The organism is uncultured Streptomyces sp., from assembly GCF_947488945.1.
Classification (GTDB): Bacteria; Actinomycetota; Actinomycetes; order Streptomycetales; family Streptomycetaceae; genus Streptomyces.
Window position 1 is genome coordinate 266050 of the sequence record NZ_CANLBS010000006.1, and the last position, 18438, is coordinate 284487.

General features: G+C 72.2%; 20 protein-coding genes. 12 read left to right on the forward strand and 8 right to left on the reverse strand.

From position 1 onward, the window contains the following. The first annotated feature begins 50 nt into the window (after positions 1-50). On the forward strand, positions 51-863 hold the full coding sequence (locus Q0994_RS12050; RefSeq protein WP_299532700.1) for an enoyl-CoA hydratase-related protein: 813 nt from the start codon (positions 51-53) through the stop codon (positions 861-863). A gap of 108 nt (positions 864-971) precedes the next feature. Beyond that, positions 972-2126: a GGDEF domain-containing protein gene (locus Q0994_RS12055; RefSeq protein WP_299532702.1), complete on the forward strand. Its 1155-nt coding sequence runs from the start codon at positions 972-974 to the stop codon at positions 2124-2126. A gap of 70 nt (positions 2127-2196) precedes the next feature. On the opposite strand, the gene Q0994_RS12060 is transcribed toward Q0994_RS12055, so the two are convergent. Continuing rightward, positions 2197-2529 carry a hypothetical protein gene (locus Q0994_RS12060; RefSeq protein WP_299532706.1) on the reverse strand — a complete coding sequence of 111 codons (333 nt, stop codon included), beginning with the start codon at positions 2527-2529 and terminating at the stop codon, positions 2197-2199. Positions 2530-2685: 156 nt separating this feature from the next. Between Q0994_RS12060 and Q0994_RS12065 the strand changes: the two genes are divergently transcribed. The 4 genes from Q0994_RS12065 (at position 2686) to Q0994_RS12080 (ending at position 7024) form a co-directional block, all read left to right on the forward strand. Continuing rightward, positions 2686-3045, forward strand: a complete 360-nt coding sequence (locus Q0994_RS12065; protein ID WP_299533055.1) for a hypothetical protein — start codon at positions 2686-2688, stop codon at positions 3043-3045. Between the two features lie 352 nt (positions 3046-3397). Continuing rightward, positions 3398-4669, forward strand: coding sequence for an Ig-like domain-containing protein (locus Q0994_RS12070; RefSeq protein WP_299532709.1), 1272 nt, complete (start codon positions 3398-3400; stop codon positions 4667-4669). Positions 4670-4807: 138 nt separating this feature from the next. Next, positions 4808-6286, forward strand: a complete 1479-nt coding sequence (locus tag Q0994_RS12075; protein WP_299532712.1) for an ABC transporter permease — start codon at positions 4808-4810, stop codon at positions 6284-6286. A gap of 54 nt (positions 6287-6340) precedes the next feature. Beyond that, positions 6341-7024 carry an ABC transporter ATP-binding protein gene (locus Q0994_RS12080; protein ID WP_299532715.1) on the forward strand — a complete coding sequence of 228 codons (684 nt, stop codon included), beginning with the start codon at positions 6341-6343 and terminating at the stop codon, positions 7022-7024. A 194-nt stretch (positions 7025-7218) separates the two neighbouring features. Here the strand turns inward: Q0994_RS12080 and Q0994_RS12085 are convergent, their stop codons facing one another. After that, positions 7219-7836, reverse strand: coding sequence for an RDD family protein (locus Q0994_RS12085; protein ID WP_299532719.1), 618 nt, complete (start codon positions 7834-7836; stop codon positions 7219-7221). Positions 7837-8174: 338 nt separating this feature from the next. Here Q0994_RS12085 and Q0994_RS12090 point away from each other — a divergent pair, with 338 nt between their 5' ends. Together Q0994_RS12090 and Q0994_RS12095 are read left to right on the forward strand one after the other, a co-directional pair. Next, positions 8175-8501, forward strand: coding sequence for a hypothetical protein (locus Q0994_RS12090; protein ID WP_299532722.1), 327 nt, complete (start codon positions 8175-8177; stop codon positions 8499-8501). An 82-nt stretch (positions 8502-8583) separates the two neighbouring features. Further along, a complete protein-coding gene (locus Q0994_RS12095) occupies positions 8584-9261 on the forward strand; it encodes a hypothetical protein (protein WP_299533058.1) in 678 nt (225 codons plus the stop codon). 63 nt (positions 9262-9324) lie between these two features. Here Q0994_RS12095 and msrA read toward each other — a convergent pair whose 3' ends face one another. Together msrA and Q0994_RS12105 are read right to left on the reverse strand one after the other, a co-directional pair. Then, on the reverse strand, positions 9325-9984 hold the full coding sequence (gene msrA / locus Q0994_RS12100; protein WP_299533060.1) for a peptide-methionine (S)-S-oxide reductase MsrA: 660 nt from the start codon (positions 9982-9984) through the stop codon (positions 9325-9327). 226 nt (positions 9985-10210) lie between these two features. Further along, positions 10211-11314, reverse strand: coding sequence for a hypothetical protein (locus Q0994_RS12105; protein ID WP_299532724.1), 1104 nt, complete (start codon positions 11312-11314; stop codon positions 10211-10213). A 66-nt stretch (positions 11315-11380) separates the two neighbouring features. On the opposite strand from Q0994_RS12105, the gene Q0994_RS12110 reads away from it, so the two are divergent. After that, positions 11381-12526 carry a cystathionine gamma-synthase gene (locus tag Q0994_RS12110; protein WP_299532726.1) on the forward strand — a complete coding sequence of 382 codons (1146 nt, stop codon included), beginning with the start codon at positions 11381-11383 and terminating at the stop codon, positions 12524-12526. A gap of 176 nt (positions 12527-12702) precedes the next feature. Here the strand turns inward: Q0994_RS12110 and Q0994_RS12115 are convergent, their stop codons facing one another. Together Q0994_RS12115 and Q0994_RS12120 are read right to left on the reverse strand one after the other, a co-directional pair. Continuing rightward, positions 12703-12903 (reverse strand): DUF1059 domain-containing protein, encoded by a 201-nt coding sequence (locus Q0994_RS12115; protein WP_299532728.1) that lies wholly within the window; start codon positions 12901-12903, stop codon positions 12703-12705. A gap of 209 nt (positions 12904-13112) precedes the next feature. Then, a complete protein-coding gene (locus Q0994_RS12120; RefSeq protein ID WP_299532730.1) occupies positions 13113-13640 on the reverse strand; it encodes a MarR family winged helix-turn-helix transcriptional regulator in 528 nt (175 codons plus the stop codon). Positions 13641-13795: 155 nt separating this feature from the next. On the opposite strand from Q0994_RS12120, the gene ilvA reads away from it, so the two are divergent. The 3 genes from ilvA (at position 13796) to Q0994_RS12135 (ending at position 17056) form a co-directional block, all read left to right on the forward strand. Further along, positions 13796-15025 (forward strand): threonine ammonia-lyase, encoded by a 1230-nt coding sequence (gene ilvA, locus Q0994_RS12125; protein WP_299532733.1) that lies wholly within the window; start codon positions 13796-13798, stop codon positions 15023-15025. Positions 15026-15206: 181 nt separating this feature from the next. Then, entirely contained in the window at positions 15207-16208 is a 1002-nt protein-coding gene (locus Q0994_RS12130) for an ATP-binding cassette domain-containing protein (protein WP_299532735.1), read from the forward strand. Continuing rightward, positions 16205-17056 carry an ABC transporter permease gene (locus Q0994_RS12135; protein WP_299532737.1) on the forward strand — a complete coding sequence of 284 codons (852 nt, stop codon included), beginning with the start codon at positions 16205-16207 and terminating at the stop codon, positions 17054-17056. Before Q0994_RS12130 ends, Q0994_RS12135 begins: the two co-directional genes overlap by 4 nt. Before the next feature lie 174 nt (positions 17057-17230). On the opposite strand, the gene greA is transcribed toward Q0994_RS12135, so the two are convergent. After that, the gene (gene greA, locus Q0994_RS12140; protein WP_299532741.1) at positions 17231-17728 is read right to left on the reverse strand and encodes a transcription elongation factor GreA; all 498 of its coding nucleotides are present in this window, start codon (positions 17726-17728) and stop codon (positions 17231-17233) included. A 280-nt stretch (positions 17729-18008) separates the two neighbouring features. Beyond that, entirely contained in the window at positions 18009-18422 is a 414-nt protein-coding gene (locus Q0994_RS12145; protein WP_299532743.1) for a DUF4307 domain-containing protein, read from the reverse strand. Positions 18423-18438 lie beyond the last annotated feature (16 nt).

Consider the following 18438-nt stretch of genomic DNA (forward strand, 5'->3'; position numbering starts at 1 on the left):
GCGCGCCTATGATCCCCCGGTAACGCTCGTCGACCGAGGGGTGGAGACGCATGACCGTCACGTCCGAGCAGCGCTTCGGGGAGTTCGTCGCCGTCCGGCGGCACGAGGGCCTTGAGTACGTCGCCGAACTGGTGCTGGACCGGCCGAAGGCCATGAACGCCGTCTCCACGGAGATGGCCCGGTCCCTGGCGGCGGCCTGCGACGCGCTCGCCGCCGACCCGGACGCCCGGGTCACCGTGCTGACCTCCAGCAGCGAACGCGCCTTCTGCGTCGGCGCGGACCTGAAGGAGCGCAACTCCTTCACCGACGCCGAACTCGTCCGCCAGCGCCCGACCGCCCGCGCCGCCTACACCGGGGTGCTCGACCTCCCGATGCCGACGGTCGCCGCGGTCCACGGCTTCGCCCTCGGCGGCGGCTTCGAGCTGGCCCTCGCCTGCGACGTGGTGGTGGCCGACGCCACCGCCGTGGTGGGGCTCCCCGAGGTCTCGGTCGGCGTCATCCCCGGCGGCGGCGGCACCCAGCTCCTGCCGCGCCGGGTCGGCGCGGCGCGTGCCGCCGAGCTGATCTTCACCGCCCGCCGGGTGGCGGCCCCGGAGGCGCGGGAGCTGGGCCTGGTCGACGTACTGGTGGACGCGGGCACGGACCGTGAGGAGGCGCTGGCCCTCGGCGCGCGGATGGCCGCCCACTCCCCGGTGGGACTGCGCGCCGCCAAGCGGGCGCTGCGGCTCGGCCACGGCCTCGACCTGCGGGCCGGCCTGGAGGTGGAGGACGCGGCCTGGCGCTCGGTGGCCTTCTCCGGCGACCGCGCCGAGGGGGTCGCGGCGTTCAACGAGAAGCGGAAGCCGCAGTGGCCCGGAGAGTGAACACGAAGGTGACGCATAGTGATCACCGTGTGCGCTGAGTGAGTCTCGTCGGCGATGGTCGGACGCCGAAACTGATCAAAACATCACCGACCTGCATAGGCTGGGCGGATGGGTGGTGATGACGAGCGGCTGCGCGCCGTGGTTTCGCTCGCGCAGACGATGGCCGCCGCGTACACCGCGCCGGAGTCGTGGCGGGCCGCGGCGACCGGTGCCTGCGAGGCGCTGGGCGGCAGCTTCGCCGCGCTCTCGGTGTGGGAGCGCGACCGGGGCCGGCTCCGGGTGCTGGTGAACGCCGGGGAGCGGGCCGACGGGGAGGAGGAGTTCCCCGAGCAGGAGGCGTACCCGGTCCACCAGTTCCCGGAGATCACCGAGTTCCTGCACGAGCGCTGGGCGGGCGGCGGCGAACCGGACGCCTGGGTGGAGACCGCCGACGGCCGCCCCGCCGCGGACGCCCCCGCCCGCGGCGCCCGGCCGTACTGCCACCAGCGGGTCGCGGCCCTGCGCCGGCGCGGCCGGGGCTGCTGCGTGGTGGCTCCGATCGTGCTGCACGGCCGCGCCTGGGGCGAGCTGTACGTGGCACGGCCCGCGGGCGCCCCGGTGTTCGACCGGGACGACGCCGACTTCGCGACCGTGCTGGCGGCGGTGGTGGCCGCCGGGATCGCGCAGACGGAACGGCTGGAGGAGGTCCGCAAACTGGCCTTCACCGACCCGCTGACCGGCCTCGCCAACCGCCGCGCGGTGGACATCCGGCTGGACGAGGCGGTGGAGCGGCACCGGACCGAGGGCGCGGTGGTCAGCCTGGTGGTCTGCGACCTCAACGGGCTGAAGGCGGTCAACGACACCCACGGCCACGCCGTCGGCGACCGGCTGCTGGAACGTTTCGGCTCGGTGCTCTCCCTGTGCGGCGCGATGCTGCCCGGCGCACTCGCCGCCCGGCTCGGCGGCGACGAGTTCTGCCTGCTCAGCGTGGGCCCGTCGGCCGACGAGGTGATCGAGGTGGCCGCCGGCCTGTGCCGCCGCGCGGGCGGGCTGGAGCTGGGCGAGGGGGTGGCCTGCGGGGTCGCCTCCACCGGCGACCCGATCGGCGAGGTGCGCTCGGCCCGGCGGCTGTTCCGGCTCGCGGACGCCGCGCAGTACCGCGCGAAGGCCGCCCGCGCGGCGGGCCCCGTGGTGGCGGGCCGGGACGGCGAGGTCATCCGGCTGGCCGACTCCCCGCCCCGGTCGCCGCACGACCGGCGCAGGCTGCGTGGCAGCCCTCCGTGAGGCGGCTCCCGCTCCACGGATGAGTGAACCCCGGTGGCCGCGGAGCGGTCGCCCGGCCGGGCGACCGGGCCTACGCGTCGCGGCCGGCCGCCGGCGGGCGGCGGACCGCGTACGTCACGAAGCCGGCGCCGAGGCCGAGCAGCGCCGTGCCGCCGATCACGTACGGCGTGGAGTCGACGCCGGCGCCGGTCTCGGCGGTGAGCCCGGCGGGTTCCTCGGCGGTCGCGTGGGAGGCGCGGACGGCCCCGGTGGTGTGCGCGACGGCGGCGACCTGCTGGGTCCGGTTGACCTGCGCGCGTTCGGCGGCCTCGTCGGAGGCGTTGGCGGACGGCACGAACCAGAGGGCGCCGAGCACGGTTCCCGCCGCGGTGGCGGTCAACAGTGTGCGACGAGCGACTGACACAGAATCGATCCCCTTGCGGCAAACGGGTGTTGGCTCCGGTGAACGATGCCCAGCAAACCAGCGGGTCGCGTGAAAGTCACGCCCAGCCGGAGTTCTACGCTCCGTTTCATGACGGATCCACAGAATGCGCAGACATCCGTGTTCGTACGGCTTCGGGTGGACATGGTGGTGGAGATCACCGACCCCGAAGCCCTCACCGGGGCCGCGCTGGAAAGCATCGCGGCCGAGTACGACGGCACCCCCGCGGACGGGACCCTGCCGGAAGACGCTCTCCCGGAAGGCGGTCTTCCGGGAGGCGGGGCCGAGGATGACGGGGCCACCGAGGAAGGCCGCAGGCATGCCGAGGCCATGGTCCGGGAAGACGGAGCGGAGGCGCTCGCCGCGCTGGTCGATCCGTTCGACCTCATCGGCGGCGTGCCCGGCATCGAGCTGGCCGAGGCCTCCTGGTCCAGCGAGGTGATCGACCACGACGGGGAGGCCGACCACGACGACGGGGCGGACGACTACGACGAGTGACGGCGCGTCCCCGTCGCGCCGGGCCGGCCGGCCCGGCGCGACACCGGTCCGGGAGGGCCGGGTCCGGCATCGGGGACAATGGAAGGATCGGTTGCGGCCGCGACCGCCCGGATCGGCGGGCCTGACGTGCGAGAACGCCGGACCCGCCGGGTGCGGAGAGACGGGACCGGGCACCGGGAGGCTCCCGGCGAGGAAGCCCGGGAACCACCGTCCATGCGAACGCGTCGGTGAGTGGTGTTCCCCACATCCCTCCGGGATGTGGAACGGATCACCCTCGGCGGAGGTTCTTGGAACACGGACGGGGACCCGCCTCGTGGCAGCCCCGTAGGGGATTTTGGGGAAAACGGCAGTTTTGGAGAAGCGTGTGATGACGGACAGCAAGCGGCGCAGGAGCCTGACGGCCGTGTCCGCACTGCTCGGCGGCGTGCTGGTGCTTTCAGCCTGCAGCGGCACCGACGACCAGGCCGGGAACACGAGCGCCGAGAGTTCGAAGTCACAGGCGAGCGAGGTGGACAAGGCGGCCACCCAGGAAACCTCGGACGCCCAGATATCCATCGACCCGAAGAACGGGTCCACCAACGCCAGCATCAACAACGCGGCCAAGGTCACCGTCGCCAAGGGCAAGCTCACCAGCGTGGTCATGACCACCGCGGACGGCGACGCCGTGGAGGGCGCCCTGGCCGCCGACGGCAAGAGCTGGGCCCCCACGGGCCAGCTGGAGCGCTCGACCACGTACAAGATCAACGCTACGGCCGAGGACGCGAAGGGCCGCGCGGCCCACGAGAACTCCTCCTTCACCACCGTCTCGCCCGACAACAGCTTCATCGGGAACTTCACCCCCGAGGACGGCTCCACCGTCGGCGTCGGCATGCCGGTCTCGATCAACTTCAACAAGGCGATCACCGACCAGAAGGCCGTGCAGAGCGGCATCACCGTCACCTCCAGCAGCGGCCAGGAGGTCGTCGGCCACTGGTTCAACAACCAGCGCCTCGACCTGCGGCCCCAGGACTACTGGACCGCCGGTTCCACCGTCACCCTGAAGCTGGCGCTGGACGGCGTCGAGGGCGCCGACGGCGTGTACGGCGTCCAGCAGAAGACGGTCACCTTCAAGGTGGGCCGCAACCAGGTCTCCACCGTGGACGCCAAGGCGCACACGATGACGGTGACCCGTGACGGCAAGACGATCAAGACCATCCCGATCTCCGCGGGCGCGCCGGACAACCCCACGTACAACGGGGCCATGGTGATCTCCGAGAAGTACAAGGAGACCCGGATGGACGGTGCGACCGTCGGCTTCACCGACGACGACGGCAAGGGCGAGTACGACATCAAGGACGTCCCGCACGCCATGCGGCTCTCCTCGTCCGGCACCTTCATCCACGGCAACTACTGGGGCGACCCCAGCATCTTCGGCTCGGTCAACACCAGCCACGGCTGCGTCGGCCTCCAGGACAAGAAGGGCGCCAACGACGCGGACCAGCCCGCCGCGTGGTTCTACAACAACTCCCTCGTCGGCGACGTGGTGGTCGTGAAGAACTCCCCGGACAAGACCATCAAGCCGGACAACGGCCTCAACGGCTGGAACATGGACTGGGCGACTTGGACGGCCGGCTCCGCCGTCTGATCCCTCCCGGCCCCGCGACGGCGGCGGCGCCCGGTCCCCCGAGGACCGCGGCACCGCCGCCGTCGTCGTACACGGGTTCTCACGCGGCTCTCATGCGGGCCTTAACCCGCCATCAGACCCGGCCCATAGCTTCGCGCCATGTTCTTCACCTACCTCCGGCGCGAGTTGCGCCGCCGCAGAAAGGCGGCGCTCGTCGTCGCCTCGGGGCTCGCCCTCGGCATCGCGCTGGTCATCGTCGTCAGTTCGGTCACCGCCGGCATGGCCAAGGCCCAGGACAAGGTCCTGGAATCGCTGTACGGGCTCGGCACGGACATGACCGTGACCAAGGCCGCCGAAGCCCAGGGGTCGGGGAACGCGGGCGAGCGCCCCCGGTTCGAGTTCGACGCGCAGGACGACGAGGACGCGACACAGAGCTCGGACCGCGTGATGGTCCAGGGCTTCCAGACGCTCGCCTCCACCACCGTCTCCGAGGTCGGCGAGCAGACCGGCGTCAAGGACGCCGTCGGCGGTCTCAGCCTGACCGTCATGAAGGTCGACGGCCAGTTCAAGCGCGGCGAGTTCCAGCAGGACGACAGCTCGTCCTCCTCCGGCCAGGGCGACGACCGGGGCGGACCCGGCGGCGGTTCGTCCGGAGCCCCGCAGGGCGAGGTCCGCGGCGGCGGCGCGTCCTTCGACGTCAACGCGTACACCGTGTACGGCACCGACGTCACCCGGCAGGACCTCGGCCCGCTGACCTCCTCGAAGATCACCGAAGGCCGGACCTTCAAGGCCACCGAGACCGACGCCGAGGTCGCGGTCGTGGACGCCTCCTACGCCAAGGAGAAGTCCCTCGCGGTCGGAAAGACGGTGACGATCTCCGGCACCGCGTACACGGTCATCGGTGTCTCCACCGCCAGCAGCGGCGACGCCGCAGCCAACCTGTACATCCCGCTGAAGCAGGCGCAGACGCTGTCCGACTCCAAGGACAAGGTCACCACCGTCTACGTCAAGGCGACGGACTCGCAGGCCATCGACAGCGTCAAGTCGGCCATCCAGAAGAACGTCTCCGGCACCACCGTGACCACCTCGGCGGACCTCGCGGACACCGTCTCCGGCTCCCTCTCCACCGCCTCCGACCTGGCCTCCAGCGTCGGCAAGTGGCTCTCCGTCATCGTGCTGATCGCCGCCTTCGCGGTGGCCGGCCTGCTCACCTCCTCGGCCGTCAGCCGCCGCGTCCGCGAGTTCGGCACCCTGAAGGCCCTCGGCTGGAAGAGCAGCCGCGTCACCCGCCAGGTCGTCGGCGAGGCCCTCGTCAACGGCCTCATGGGCGGCGTCCTCGGCATCGCCGTCGGCCTCCTCGGCGCCTACGCCGTCACCGCCGTCAGCCCCACCCTCACCGCCGAGCTGGGCTCGTCCGGCGGCGGTGGCGGAGGCATGGGCGGCGGTGGCATGGGCGGCGGCCCCGGCCGCCAGACCGCGGCCAAGACCCTGGACATCGCGCTGACCGCCCCGGTCGCCCTCTCCACCATCCTGATCGCCGTCGCCCTGGCCGTCGCGGGCGGCCTCGTCGCCGGCGCCTTCGGCGGCTGGCGCGCCTCCCGGCTGCGCCCGGCCGACGCCCTGCGCCGCGTCGAGTAGGACCGTCCCCCGTCCCGCCCCCACTTCCGTACGCACGCACCGCAGGAGTCACACGTGTACCAGCTCAGAGGCGTCACCAAGCGCTACCAGCGCGGCAAGGCCCACGTCAACGCGCTCGCCGGCGTCGACCTGACCATCGAGGACGGCGGCCGGCTCGTCATCCAGGGACCGACCGGCGGCGGCAAGTCCACCCTCCTCCAGATGCTCGGCGGCCTCGACCGGCCGACCGAGGGCACCATCGAGCTCGACGGCGTCGACCTCGGCAGCCTGCCCGAGGCCCGGCTCACCAAGGTCCGCGCGGAGTCCATCGGCTTCGTCTTCCAGAGCTTCAACCTGATCCCGACGCTCACCGCCGCGGAGAACGTCGAGACCGCCCTCGTCCCCCTCGGGCTGGGCGCCAAGATCCGGCGTGAACGGGCTCTGGAAGCACTGGAGTCGGTCGGCCTCGCCGACCGGCCGACCCACCTCCCCAGCGAGATGTCCGGCGGCCAGCAGCAGCGCGTCGCCATCGCCCGCGCCCTCGTCAAGCGCCCCAAGGTGCTGCTCGCCGACGAACCCACCGGCAATCTCGACGAGTCGATGCGCGACGAGATCATGGACCTGCTCGACGGGCTGTGGAAGGAACACGGGCTGACCTTCGTCATGGTCACCCACGACAGCTCCATCGCCCGCAAGGCCCCGCGCGTCGCCACGATCCGCAAGGGCAAGGTCACCGTCACGGAGAACGCGGCGGCCTAGACCCGGCGAGGTTCGGCCGCCGGGCACGGCGGCGTGGCCGGTCCCTCCGGGGGCCGGGCGCGCCGCCGTGTGCGTGCCCTGGAGGGCTTCAGCCGCCGGGAGGCCGCCGACAGCCGCCGGACCCGGCCGGAAGGGCCGTTCTCCGGCCCACCGGTTCGGTGCGCCCGGCACGGAGCCGTCCCGTCCGCCCCGGCCTACCCCCGTCCCGTGGCCGCCCGGTGGGCGAGCAGGTCGCCGCGCCGGACCTGCCGGATGCCCGCCAGGTCGGCCGGAACGCCGCCCTCGCCGTGCCCGTACGGGACTGGGCGCGCGGTGACGACGTCCGGGCCGGCAGCGGCGGTGGGGCAGTAGCGCACGGCCAGAGCGTGGAACGGGCAGTCCGGCGGGGGCGGGACGGGCCGGGCCGGATGGGGCGCCGTTTCGCGGGCGAGGGTCCAGGGGCCCGCCGCCCGCATCAGCCGCCAGGGCTGCACCGGCAGCAGGCAGAGCCCGTACCCCCACCGCCGCACCAGCCGCAGCGGGCCCGGCCTGCCGGCGTCGGGGACGCCGATCACCCGCACGCCCATGATCAGCATGCCTGCGCTGGCCCGTACCGCCGACGGCAGCAGCACCTGGTTGACGAAGGAGAAGGCGAGCGTGGCGGAGACGAGGGTGAGCGCGGCCTCGCCGGGGCCGGCCGACTCCAGGTGCGGCCGTGTGGTCAGCCCCACGGTCAGCAGGCAGAGGTAACTGTCCAGCCCCACCGCGAGATACCGCGCCGTCCGCCCCGCGTCCGGCGGCAGCGCGGGCGCCGGACCGCGCGGAGGGGACACCCCCGGCCCGGCCCCGCCGGACTCCGGCACGCCGCGCCGGGCCGTCCCGCCACCGCGGCGTTTCCGGGCGTGCAACCCCTTTGTCCGCGCGGGTAATTGACCGACCCCGTGCCGCGGTGGCCTCTTCATGACGGCATCATGACCGATCCACCCCGTCCACGCGCCCCCTCATGCGCCCTTATGCCGTCTCTTTGCGCCGGGGGCGCGGGAGGCGGGGATGCCAGGACGGGAGCGTGCCGGACGGCTGCCGGGCCGCGGGGTAGCGTGTCGTACCCCCCACGCGCCATGGAGCGAGGCCACGTGCTTCGGCACGTCCACCGTCCGAAGGAGCCGTACCGATGGGCCACGATGGCACGGTCTGGGCGCTGCGGCGAGGACCCGAACAGGCCGGCGACATTCTGATCGACGACGCGGACTTCCCCTGGCTGCGTGGCCGCTTCACCCCCGGCCCGGCGTACGACGCGGTGACACGGGACCTGTTCGCCCGCGAACTCGACCTGTCGCAGCGGTTCGAGGAGGACGAAAGAATTCTCGCGGAGTGGGACGAGGTGTGTGGGGCGGTGAACGCCTTGCTGACCCTCCACCGCCCCGACGGCGCCCCTGTGGCCGACTTCCTGCTCCACATCGAGGGCGACCGAGCGGCGTTCCGGTGGGCGGACGACTGAGCGGGCCGGAGGAGTCACCGGCTCGGCGCGACGCCGTGGGGGTCTTGTTCGTGTGCCCCGGCCGCCGTTCAATGAAGCCGTGATGACGGAACCGGCGGACGGCACGGGGACCATCGCCGGATGTGTCCCGCTCGGCGAGGTACTGGCCCGGCTGGGACGGACAAGGCCGGTGTTCCACTCCGAAGCCGACTTCCAGCACGGTTTCGCACGTGCCTTGTGGGAGGTGGCGCCCGAGATCCGTGTGCGGCTGGAAGTGCCTCGACGGGATTCCGGCAAGACCGAACATCTGGACCTCTTGGCGCTGGGCCCGGAGGGACGGACGGCCGTCGAGTTCAAGTACTTCACCCGACCGTGGGCAGGGGTGGCGGGAGAACCGCCCGAAGACTACGTGTTAAAGGCGCACGCGGCCACGGATCTCGCCCGGTTGGGGTTCGTACGCGACATAGCCAGACTGGAGCGGTTCTGTCGCCGCCCCGAAGAGAACGGGCTGGCTCTCATGCTCACCAACGAGCCGTTGCTGTGGACACCGCCGGAGTCCGCCCGTCGGACCCGGGACAGCGATTTCCGGATCCATCACGGTCGCCGGCTCACGGGCACGCTGCTCTGGGCGGAGGGCGCCTACAAGGCTCATACCCGAGTGCTGCGGGACGGCTACCCGTTGCGGTGGCAGCCCTACTCGGAGCTGGGCGGCAAGGGAGGAGTACTCCGCTGTCTCGCCGTGTTCGTCCGGCCCGGACCGGACGCCGAAGAGGCACCGTGAAGTGCCCCCGCCCCCGCCGGTGGGAACCGGCGGGGGCGGGGGCGGTGCACAGGGGGCCCGGGGTCAGGCCTTCGCGACGCCGATGGGGCAGGAGACGCCCGTGCCGCCGATGCCGCAGTAGCCGCCCGGGTTCTTGTCGAGGTACTGCTGGTGGTACGCCTCGGCCGGCCAGAACGTGCGGCCCTCGGCCGGGAGGACCTCGGTGGTGATGGTGCCGTAGCCGGAGCCCGTCAGGACCTTCTGGTACGCCTCGCGGGACGCGGTGACCGTCTCGGCCTGCTCGGGGGAGTGGGTGTAGATCGCGGAGCGGTACTGGGTGCCCACGTCATTGCCCTGGCGGAAGCCCTGGGTCGGGTCGTGGGACTCCCAGAACACCTTCAGCAGCTGCGCGTAGGAGACGAGCTTCGGGTCGAAGACCACGCGCACGGCCTCGGTGTGACCGGTCTGCCCGGAGCACGCCTCCTCGTACGTGGGGTTCTCGGTGAAGCCGCCCTGGTAGCCCACCAGCGTCGTCCAGACGCCCTCGGTCTGCCAGAAGATGCGCTCCGCGCCCCAGAAACAGCCCATCGCGAAGTCGGCGATCTCCAGGCCCTCCGGGTACGGGCCCTGGAGGGGGTTGCCGAGCACCGTGTGGCGCTCCGGGACCGCGAACAGCGGGGTCGAGCGGCCCTTGAGCGCCTGCTCGGGGGTGGGGAGTACGGGGGTACGGCCGAAGAGCATGATCGGGTCTCCTTGACGTGCGGGGCGGCTTACCGGTCAACGTTCCGGGGGCCGTGCGCATTCCGGCGGGTACGGGTCGCGGGACCGCCCCGACGACACCTGCCCGCACCACTCCGTCCCGCCCCGTTCCGACTGCCCGTTCCGACCGCCCCGTTCCGACTGCCCGTTCCGACCGCCCGGCCCGGTAGCCCCGTCCCGACCGCCTCGTCCCGCAGCCGTGCCCGGAGGCTCAGCCCAGCAGCTTCGCCGGGGAGCCGCCGTTCGCCTCGTAACCCGCCACCGCAAGGGCGCGGTACACCGTGTAGTCGGCCGCGGGGTCCTCGCCCGCGGTCCAGGGCAGCGCGCCGACCTGGCCGTCGATGTGCACGATCTGGTGCATCGCCTCCGACCAGCGCTCCATCCGCACGAGGAAGAACACCAGCAGGTGCCGGACGTGGGCGAGCATCGGGTCGTCGGGCCGCGCCGCGTGCACCGCGAACATGGCCCCCTCGACCGCCTTCGTCACGACCACACTGCGGTAGAACCCCTGCACCAGGTTGACCTCGGGCAGGTGCTCGTACACCGCGAACAGCGGCAGCGCGGCGAGCAGCGAGCCCCGCGGGGCTCGGGCGGCGGCGGAAGTGGCGAAGCGGTCGGCCAGCTCGCGGGAGCCGTGCCACTTCTCGCACCAGTAGTGCAGCGCCGCGACGTGCGCGCCCAGGTGGCCCGGCGCACGGTCGATGATCTTCACCCAGACCTGGTCGAACTCCTCGTGGGAGTAACCGAGTCCGCGCGCCACGGCCAGCTCCACGATGTACGGGACCGGGTCGCCCGGCGCGAGCAGCGCGGCCTCGCCGGCGACGGAGCGCGCCTCCTCCAGGATGATGCGGAAGTCGTCCGTGCCCGGCGTCGAGGACCGCCAGGCCTGCTGCACCAGGAACTCCGCGTGGACGGCCGCCGCGCCCGCGTCCTTCGGGGCCTCCGCGCGCCACTTGCGCAGCCACGCGCCGCCGACGCCCGGCCGGGACGACAGTTCCAGCGAGGCCGCCCCGGCGAACGCCTGCACCCGCTGCCAGCGGTGCTCGTCCTCCTTGGGCGTACCGGCGAGGAGTTGGGAGGCGGCCCGCCACTCCTGCGTCCCCTGCACCACGTCGAGCACGTCGAGGAGGTCCTGGTCGGGACCGGGCAGCCGCACGTCCAGCAGTTCCTGCCGCACGAAGCCGTACGTGTCCGGGTCGGCGGCGTCCGGGGAACCGGGGACGGCGAGCCGGATGCCGCCGCGTCGACGCCGCAGGTACGGGCCGGCGACCGCGGCGATCATGCACAGCGCGAGCAGGAACCACAGAATCTCCATGAGCCCATTGTCCCTGCCCGGCCGAGCGTCCGGTGAGGGCCCTCGGGAAGAACTACGCTCGGGTCCATGAGCGACCAGCACAGCTTCGAGACCCTCGCGATCCACGCGGGAAACACCGCCGATCCCCTCACCGGCGCGGTGGTTCCGCCCATTTACCAGGTGTCCACGTACAAGCAGGACGGCGTGGGCGGTCTGCGCGGCGGCTACGAGTACAGCCGCAGCGCCAACCCGACCCGCACCGCGCTGGAGGAGAACCTCGCGGCGCTGGAGGGCGGCCGTCGCGGCCTGGCCTTCGCCTCCGGCCTCGCCGCCGAGGACTGCCTGCTCCGTACGCTGCTGACGCCGGGCGACCACGTGGTCATCCCGAACGACGCGTACGGAGGCACCTTCCGGCTCTTCGCGAAGGTCGCGTCCCGCTGGGGCGTGGAGTTCTCGGTCGCGGACACCTCCGACGTGGCGGCGGTCCGGGCGGCCCTCACCCCTCGCACCAAGGCGATCTGGGTGGAGACCCCGTCCAACCCGCTGCTCGGCATCACCGACATCGCGGCGGTCGCGGGCGTCGCCCGGCAGGCCGGGGCCCGGCTGGTGGTCGACAACACCTTCGCCAGCCCGTACCTCCAGCAGCCGTTGTCCCTGGGTGCGGACGTGGTGGTGCACTCCACCACGAAGTACATGGGCGGCCACTCCGACGTGGTCGGCGGCGCGCTGATCGTCAACGACTCCGCTCTCGCCGACGAACTGGTCTTCCACCAGAACGCGATGGGTGCGATCTCCGGACCGTTCGACGCCTGGCTGGTCCTGCGCGGCATCAAGACCCTGGCCGTCCGCATGGACCGGCACTCGGAGAACGCGACCCGCGTCGCGGAGCTGCTGTCCCGCCACCCCAAGGTGAGCCAGGTGCTCTACCCGGGGCTGCCGGAACATCCGGGCCACGAGGTCGCGGTCAAGCAGATGCGGGCGTTCGGCGGGATGGTGTCGTTCCGTGTGCGGGGCGGCGAGGAGGAGGCCGTCGAGGTCTGCAACCGCACCGAGCTGTTCACGCTGGGTGAGTCGCTGGGCGGCGTCGAGTCGCTGATCGAGCACCCGGGCCGGATGACGCACGCCTCGGCCGCCGGTTCCCCGCTGGAGGTGCCGGCCGACCTGGTCCGGCTCTCCGTCGGCATCGAGAACGGCGACGACCTGCTGGCCGACCTCACCCGGGCGCTCGGCTGAGCGAGGGCGGCGCGGGGCTTGCGCGCCGGGGCGTGGGGCTCCGGGCGCAGGCACGCGGCGGGACGCGGGCTGCGGATCGCCGGGTGCTGATGGCCGGGCGCTGACCGTGCGCCCTTGCGCGCCTCCGGCGGTACGGACCGACCGGGGGCGCGCACGTAGGTACGTCCGGGTCCGGATCAGGCGGACTGTCCCTGGTGCTTCTCGTCCTCCAGGGAGGCCCGGACCGCCTGGCGCAGTTCCGGGCCGTCGGCGTGGCCGTGGACCGAGACCGCGTGTTCGGTCGCCGCGCGGACGACTTCGTTCTCCTCGCCGGAGATGGTGAGCGTGCAGCGGGAGACGCTCGGGGACTTCCGGCAGTCGGCGACTTTCCTGGCCATGGCGGCCTCCTCGACGCGTGCGTGGGCCGGTGCACATCCAGCGTAAGCCGCCCTGGCGCCGGTCGCGCAGCGGCACGGAAAGCAACCGGAGCGGCGGTCCGGGCGGCGGCCAGGCCCTCAACGCCCGGCCCGGCCCCGGCCGCCCCGTCGCTCACCGGCCGGCCGGTCCCGGGGCGCACGTGTCCCGGAGGCCCCGGGTCCGGACGGCGTCAGTCGGCCTGCTGCTGGTACGCGGACTGGCGGGCGGCGAGCGAGTCGTTGAACCGGGTCAGCAAGGTGCAGAAGGTGTCGCGCTCCTCGTCGCTCCAGTCGTCCGTGACCTGGATCATCAGCTCCCGCCGGGAGGCGCGCACCTCGTCCAGACGGGTCTGACCGCGCGGGGAGAGCTGCAGCACGACCGCCCGGCCGTCGTCCGGGTGCGAGGTGCGCTTGACCAGGCCGCTGTCCACCAGCGGCGCGACCTGCCGGGTCACCGTCGAGGAGTCGATGCCCATGCCGGCCGCCAGGGCCTTGACACCCATCGGCCCTTCCCGGTCGAGCCGGTTCAGCAGCAGATAGGCGGCCCGGTCCATGGAGTTGCGGACCTGGCCCACGCCCCCGAGGCGGGTCTGTTCGGCACGCCGGGCGAAGACCGCCACCTGGTGCTGGAGCGTGTCGAGAACGGGGTCGGACGCCGGGTGCTCCGCGGCGACCTCCCCGGAAGGAGACGCAGCATTCGTCATGTCCTGAGGGGGCATGGCCGGTAGCTCTCTTCGTGCGGTGTCGGATGGGTGGGGGACAGATTACGCGGCAATATGGCAAGGAGTGCCGACGCTGCGTAAACCTGTGGACCAGGCTGTGGACGGAGCGGTGCGGTTGGGCCGGTGCCAAGCCGAGCTGCGAGACTTGCTGTATGAACTTCCCGACGGCTCCTTCGGTTCCCGCCCTCACCATCGACGATGTCCGGGGCGCCAGGAAAATGCTGTCGGGCATCGCCCGGACGACCGCGATGGAGGGCAGCCGCCACCTGTCGGCGCTGGTCGGGGCCCCGGTCCACCTCAAGTGCGAGAACCTCCAGCGCACCGGTTCGTTCAAGCTGCGCGGGGCGTACGTACGCATAGCGGGCTTGACGGCGGAGGAACGGGCGCGCGGGGTGGTCGCGGCGAGCGCGGGCAACCACGCGCAGGGCGTCGCCCTGGCCTCCTCGCTGCTCGACGTGCGCTCCACCGTCTTCATGCCGGTCGGAGCCCCCCTGCCGAAGGTGGCGGCGACCCGCGAGTACGGGGCCGAGGTCCGGCTGCACGGTCAGGTCGTCGACGAGACGCTCGCCGCCGCGCAGCAGTACGCGCGGGAGACCGGGGCGGTCTTCATCCACCCGTTCGACCACCCCGACATCATCGCAGGGCAGGGCACGCTCGGCCTGGAGATCCTCGAACAGTGCCCGGAGGTCCGCACCATCGTCGTGGGCATCGGCGGTGGCGGTCTCGCGGCGGGCGTCGCCGTCGCCGTCAAGGCGCTGCGGCCGGACGTCCGGATCGTCGGGGTGCAGGCGGCCGGCGCCGCCTGCTACCCGCCGTCGCTCGCGGCGGGCCGGCCGGTGTCGGTCGACGCGCTCCAGACGATGGCCGACGGCATCAAGGTGGGCCGTCCCGGCGACGTGCCGTTCGGGATCGTCGAAGAGCTGGTCGACGAGGTCCGCACGGTCACCGAGGACGAGCTGTCCAGCGCCCTGCTGCTCTGCCTGGAGCGGGCCAAGCTGGTCGTGGAACCGGCCGGGGCCAGTCCCGTCGCCGCCCTGCTCAGCGATCCGGAGGCGTTCGAGGGCCCGGTCGTCGCGGTGCTCTCCGGCGGGAACGTCGACCCGTTGCTGATGCAGCGCATCCTGCGCCACGGCATGGCCGCGGCCGGCCGTTACCTGGGGCTGCGGCTGCGGCTCACCGACCGTCCCGGCGCGCTGGCCGGGCTGCTCGCGACCTTGACCACCGCCGACGCCAACGTCCTCGACATCAGCCACGTGCGCACCGAGCCGCGCCTCGGCCTCACCGAGGCGGAGGTCGAGCTGCAGTTGGAGACCAAGGGGCCCGAGCACTGCCGCGAAGTGGCCGAAACGCTTGGCCGGGCCGGGTACCTCGTCCTGGACTGACCGGGCCCGCCCCGCGTCCGGCGCCCCTTCGGGTGTCCGGCCCGGTCCGTGCGCGCATCCGATGTGAAACCCGCCGGTTTCCGCGTCCGTCGGGCGGTGCGGTCCCCGTCTCTCTAGGATCTGAAAACGAATCACCCACAGGGATGACACAGCCACGCGAGACCCACGGGGGACATTCCGTATGCCAGGTGCGATCCACGCCGAAGGTCTGGTCAAGACCTTCGGTGACGTACGAGCACTGGACGGCGTCGACATCGACGTGCCGGAAGGCACCGTTCTCGGTCTGCTCGGCCCGAACGGTGCGGGCAAGACCACGGCCGTCCGCGTCCTCACCACCCTCCTGCAACCCGACAGCGGCACGGCCGAAGTGGCCGGGATCGACGTACTGCGCCGCCCCAACGAGGTACGCCGCTCGATCGGGCTCTCCGGCCAGTTCGCGGCGGTGGACGAGTATCTGACGGGCCGTGAGAACCTCCAGATGGTCGCCCGGCTCTACCAGATGTCGGGGCGGGACGCGAAGCGCCGGGCGGGGGAGCTGCTGGAACGCTTCCACCTCGCCGACGCGGCGGACCGGACCACGAAGACGTACTCCGGCGGCATGCGGCGCCGACTCGACCTCGCGGCGGCACTGGTCGTCTCGCCGCCGGTCATGTTCATGGACGAGCCGACCACCGGACTCGACCCGCGCAACCGGCAGGAACTCTGGGAGGTCATCCAGGAACTGGTGGCCGGCGGCACCACGCTGCTGCTGACCACGCAGTACCTGGAGGAGGCCGACCACCTCGCGCACGACATCTGCGTGATCGACCACGGCAAGGTCATCGCCCGGGGCACGTCCGACGAACTCAAGGCCCGCACGGGCGGGGAGCGGGTCGAGGTCGTCGTCCACCGGGCCGACGAGATCGCCCGCGCCCGCGAGGTCCTGGCCGCCGTCGGCAAGGGCGAGGTCGCGGTGGTCGAGCACACCCGCAAACTGACGGTCCCGGTGACAGGCGGCGCGAAGCTTCTCGCCGACGTCATCCGGGACCTGGACGCCCAGCAGGTCGAGATCGACGACATCGGACTGCGCCGCCCCACCCTGGACGACGTCTTCATCTCCCTCACCGGCCACGCGGCCGAGGCGACGGAGCAGGACGAGAACGGTGCCGGGGCCGCCGGCGACGCCGAGGAGAGCGCGCGATGAGCACAGTGCAGGACACGAACCGGAGCCTGGCGCCGAGACCGCGCGGAGGCATCGCCCAGAGCGTCACCGACTCCCTCGTGATCGCCAAGCGGAACCTCATCCGGATGACCCGCATCCCCGAAGTGGTCCTCTTCGGGCTCATCCAGCCGATCATGTTCGTGGTGCTCTTCAGCTACGTCTTCGGTGGCTCGATGAACGTGGGCGGCTCGACCTCACCGGAGGTCTACCGAAACTTCCTGATGGCGGGCATCTTCGCCCAGACCGTCACCTTCGCCACCGCGGGCGCCGGCGCGGGCATCGCGGACGACATGCACAAGGGGCTCATCGACCGCTTCCGGTCGCTGCCCATGGCACGGGGCGCGGTGCTGACCGGCCGCACCCTGGCCGACCTTGTCCAGACGATACTGACCGTCCTGGTGCTCGTGATCGTCGCGCTGCTCGTCGGGTGGCGCATCCACAACGGCGTGCCCAAGGCCCTCGGCGCGTTCGCGCTGCTCCTGCTGCTCGGGTACGCCTTCTCCTGGATCGGCGCGCTGATCGGACTGTCCGTGCGCACCCCGGAAGCCGCCACTTCCGGTGGTCTGATCTGGCTCTTCCCGGTGACGTTCATCTCGAACGCCTTCGTGGACTCCAGCCAGATGGCGTCCTGGCTCCAGCCGATCGCGGACTGGAACCCGTTCAGCGCCACCGTCCAGGCCTGCCGCGTCCTGTTCGGCAACCCCGGAGTCTCCCCGTCCGACGCCTGGCCGATGCAGCACCCGGTCTGGGCGTCCCTGATCTGGTCCCTCGTCATCACCGTGGTCTTCCGCACCCTCGCGGTCCGCAAGTACCGCCGGGCCGCGAACTGACGACTCCTGCGGAGAGAGGCCCGGCGGAAGGTTCCGCCGGGCCTCTCCTCCCGGCGCCGGCACATGGGTTCGCCGACCCCCGCCCGCCGACCGCGCGCGACGGAGCCCCGGCGCCCGCCCGCGTGGTGCGGGCGGATGCCGGGGCTCCGTGGGGTGCTCGCCGGGGTGGGCCGGTCAGCCGGAGTAGGGCTTGGCGGAGAGGATCTTCACCGTCGCGGAGCGGCCGTTCGGCAGCTCGTACTCCGCGTCGTCGCCCGTGCGCTTGCCGTTGACGCCCGTGCCCAGGGGGGACTGCGGGGAGTAGGTCTCGATCTCCGTGCTCGCGTACTCACGGGAGGCGAGCAGGAAGGTCAGGGTGTCGTCCGGGTCGCCGTCGAAGGCGATCGTGACGACCATGCCGGGCTCGACCACGCCGTCGTCGGCGGGCGCCTCGCCGACCTTGGCGTGCTCCAGGAGCTGGGTGAGCTGGCGCACCCGGAGCTCCATCTTGCCCTGCTCCTCCTTGGCCGCGTGGTACCCGCCGTTCTCGCGGAGGTCGCCCTCCTCACGGGCCGCCGCGATCTTTACGGAGATCTCCGTGCGCGCGGGACCAGACAGGTACTCCAGCTCGGCCTTGAGCTGGTTGTACGCCTCCTGCGTGAGCCAGGTGACGTTTTCGCTGGTCTGGGTCACAGGTGCTCCTCGTCGGTACTGGGATATACAAAGCATCGCCCTACCCGGAAGCATGTGCCTCCTCGGGCGGGCGAAACCACGAGCGTAACAATTCCCGGGGCAAAGGGGGAGAAGATAATCCAGCGTGCCCGGTGGAACGGCGGAGGGTGAGGTCCGCCGTCAGGGGGTGCGCGCGGCTTCGGGGCGGAGCGCGCGGCCGGGCGTGCCGCCCTGCCGGTGGTCCCGGCCCCTGCGAGGTGGTCCCGCCCCTGCGAGGTGGTTCCGCCGGGCCCGCGGGCGGTCAGCCGGCCGAGCCGCCCGGGGTGCAGCCGACCAGTTCCACGGCGGTGGCGCGGACCGTCGTCCGCAGCGACACGACGCGGTCGATGCGCTCCTGCGGCTCGTCGAAGCGGAAGTCCTTGCGGGCGACCTCGGAGCCGTCCTCGCTCAGCGCGCGCAGCGTGCAGTATCCGCCGGCGTTCTTCTCCTTGCGGATTTCGAGGTGCGCCTCGGCGCGCTCGGCAGAGACGATCTTGGACTTGATGAGTTCGCCGTTGATGTCCTTGCCGCCGACGTAGTCGACGCCGATCCAGACGATCACGGCGGCCATCAGCACGGCCAGGACCGATCCGACGATCTTGAGCTTGTGGTCCGCGCGCTGGTCTTCGGTCCGGCCGTAACGTCCCTCGGGCGTGGCCTCGCGCACCGCAGTCATGATCGTTCCTCCTGAG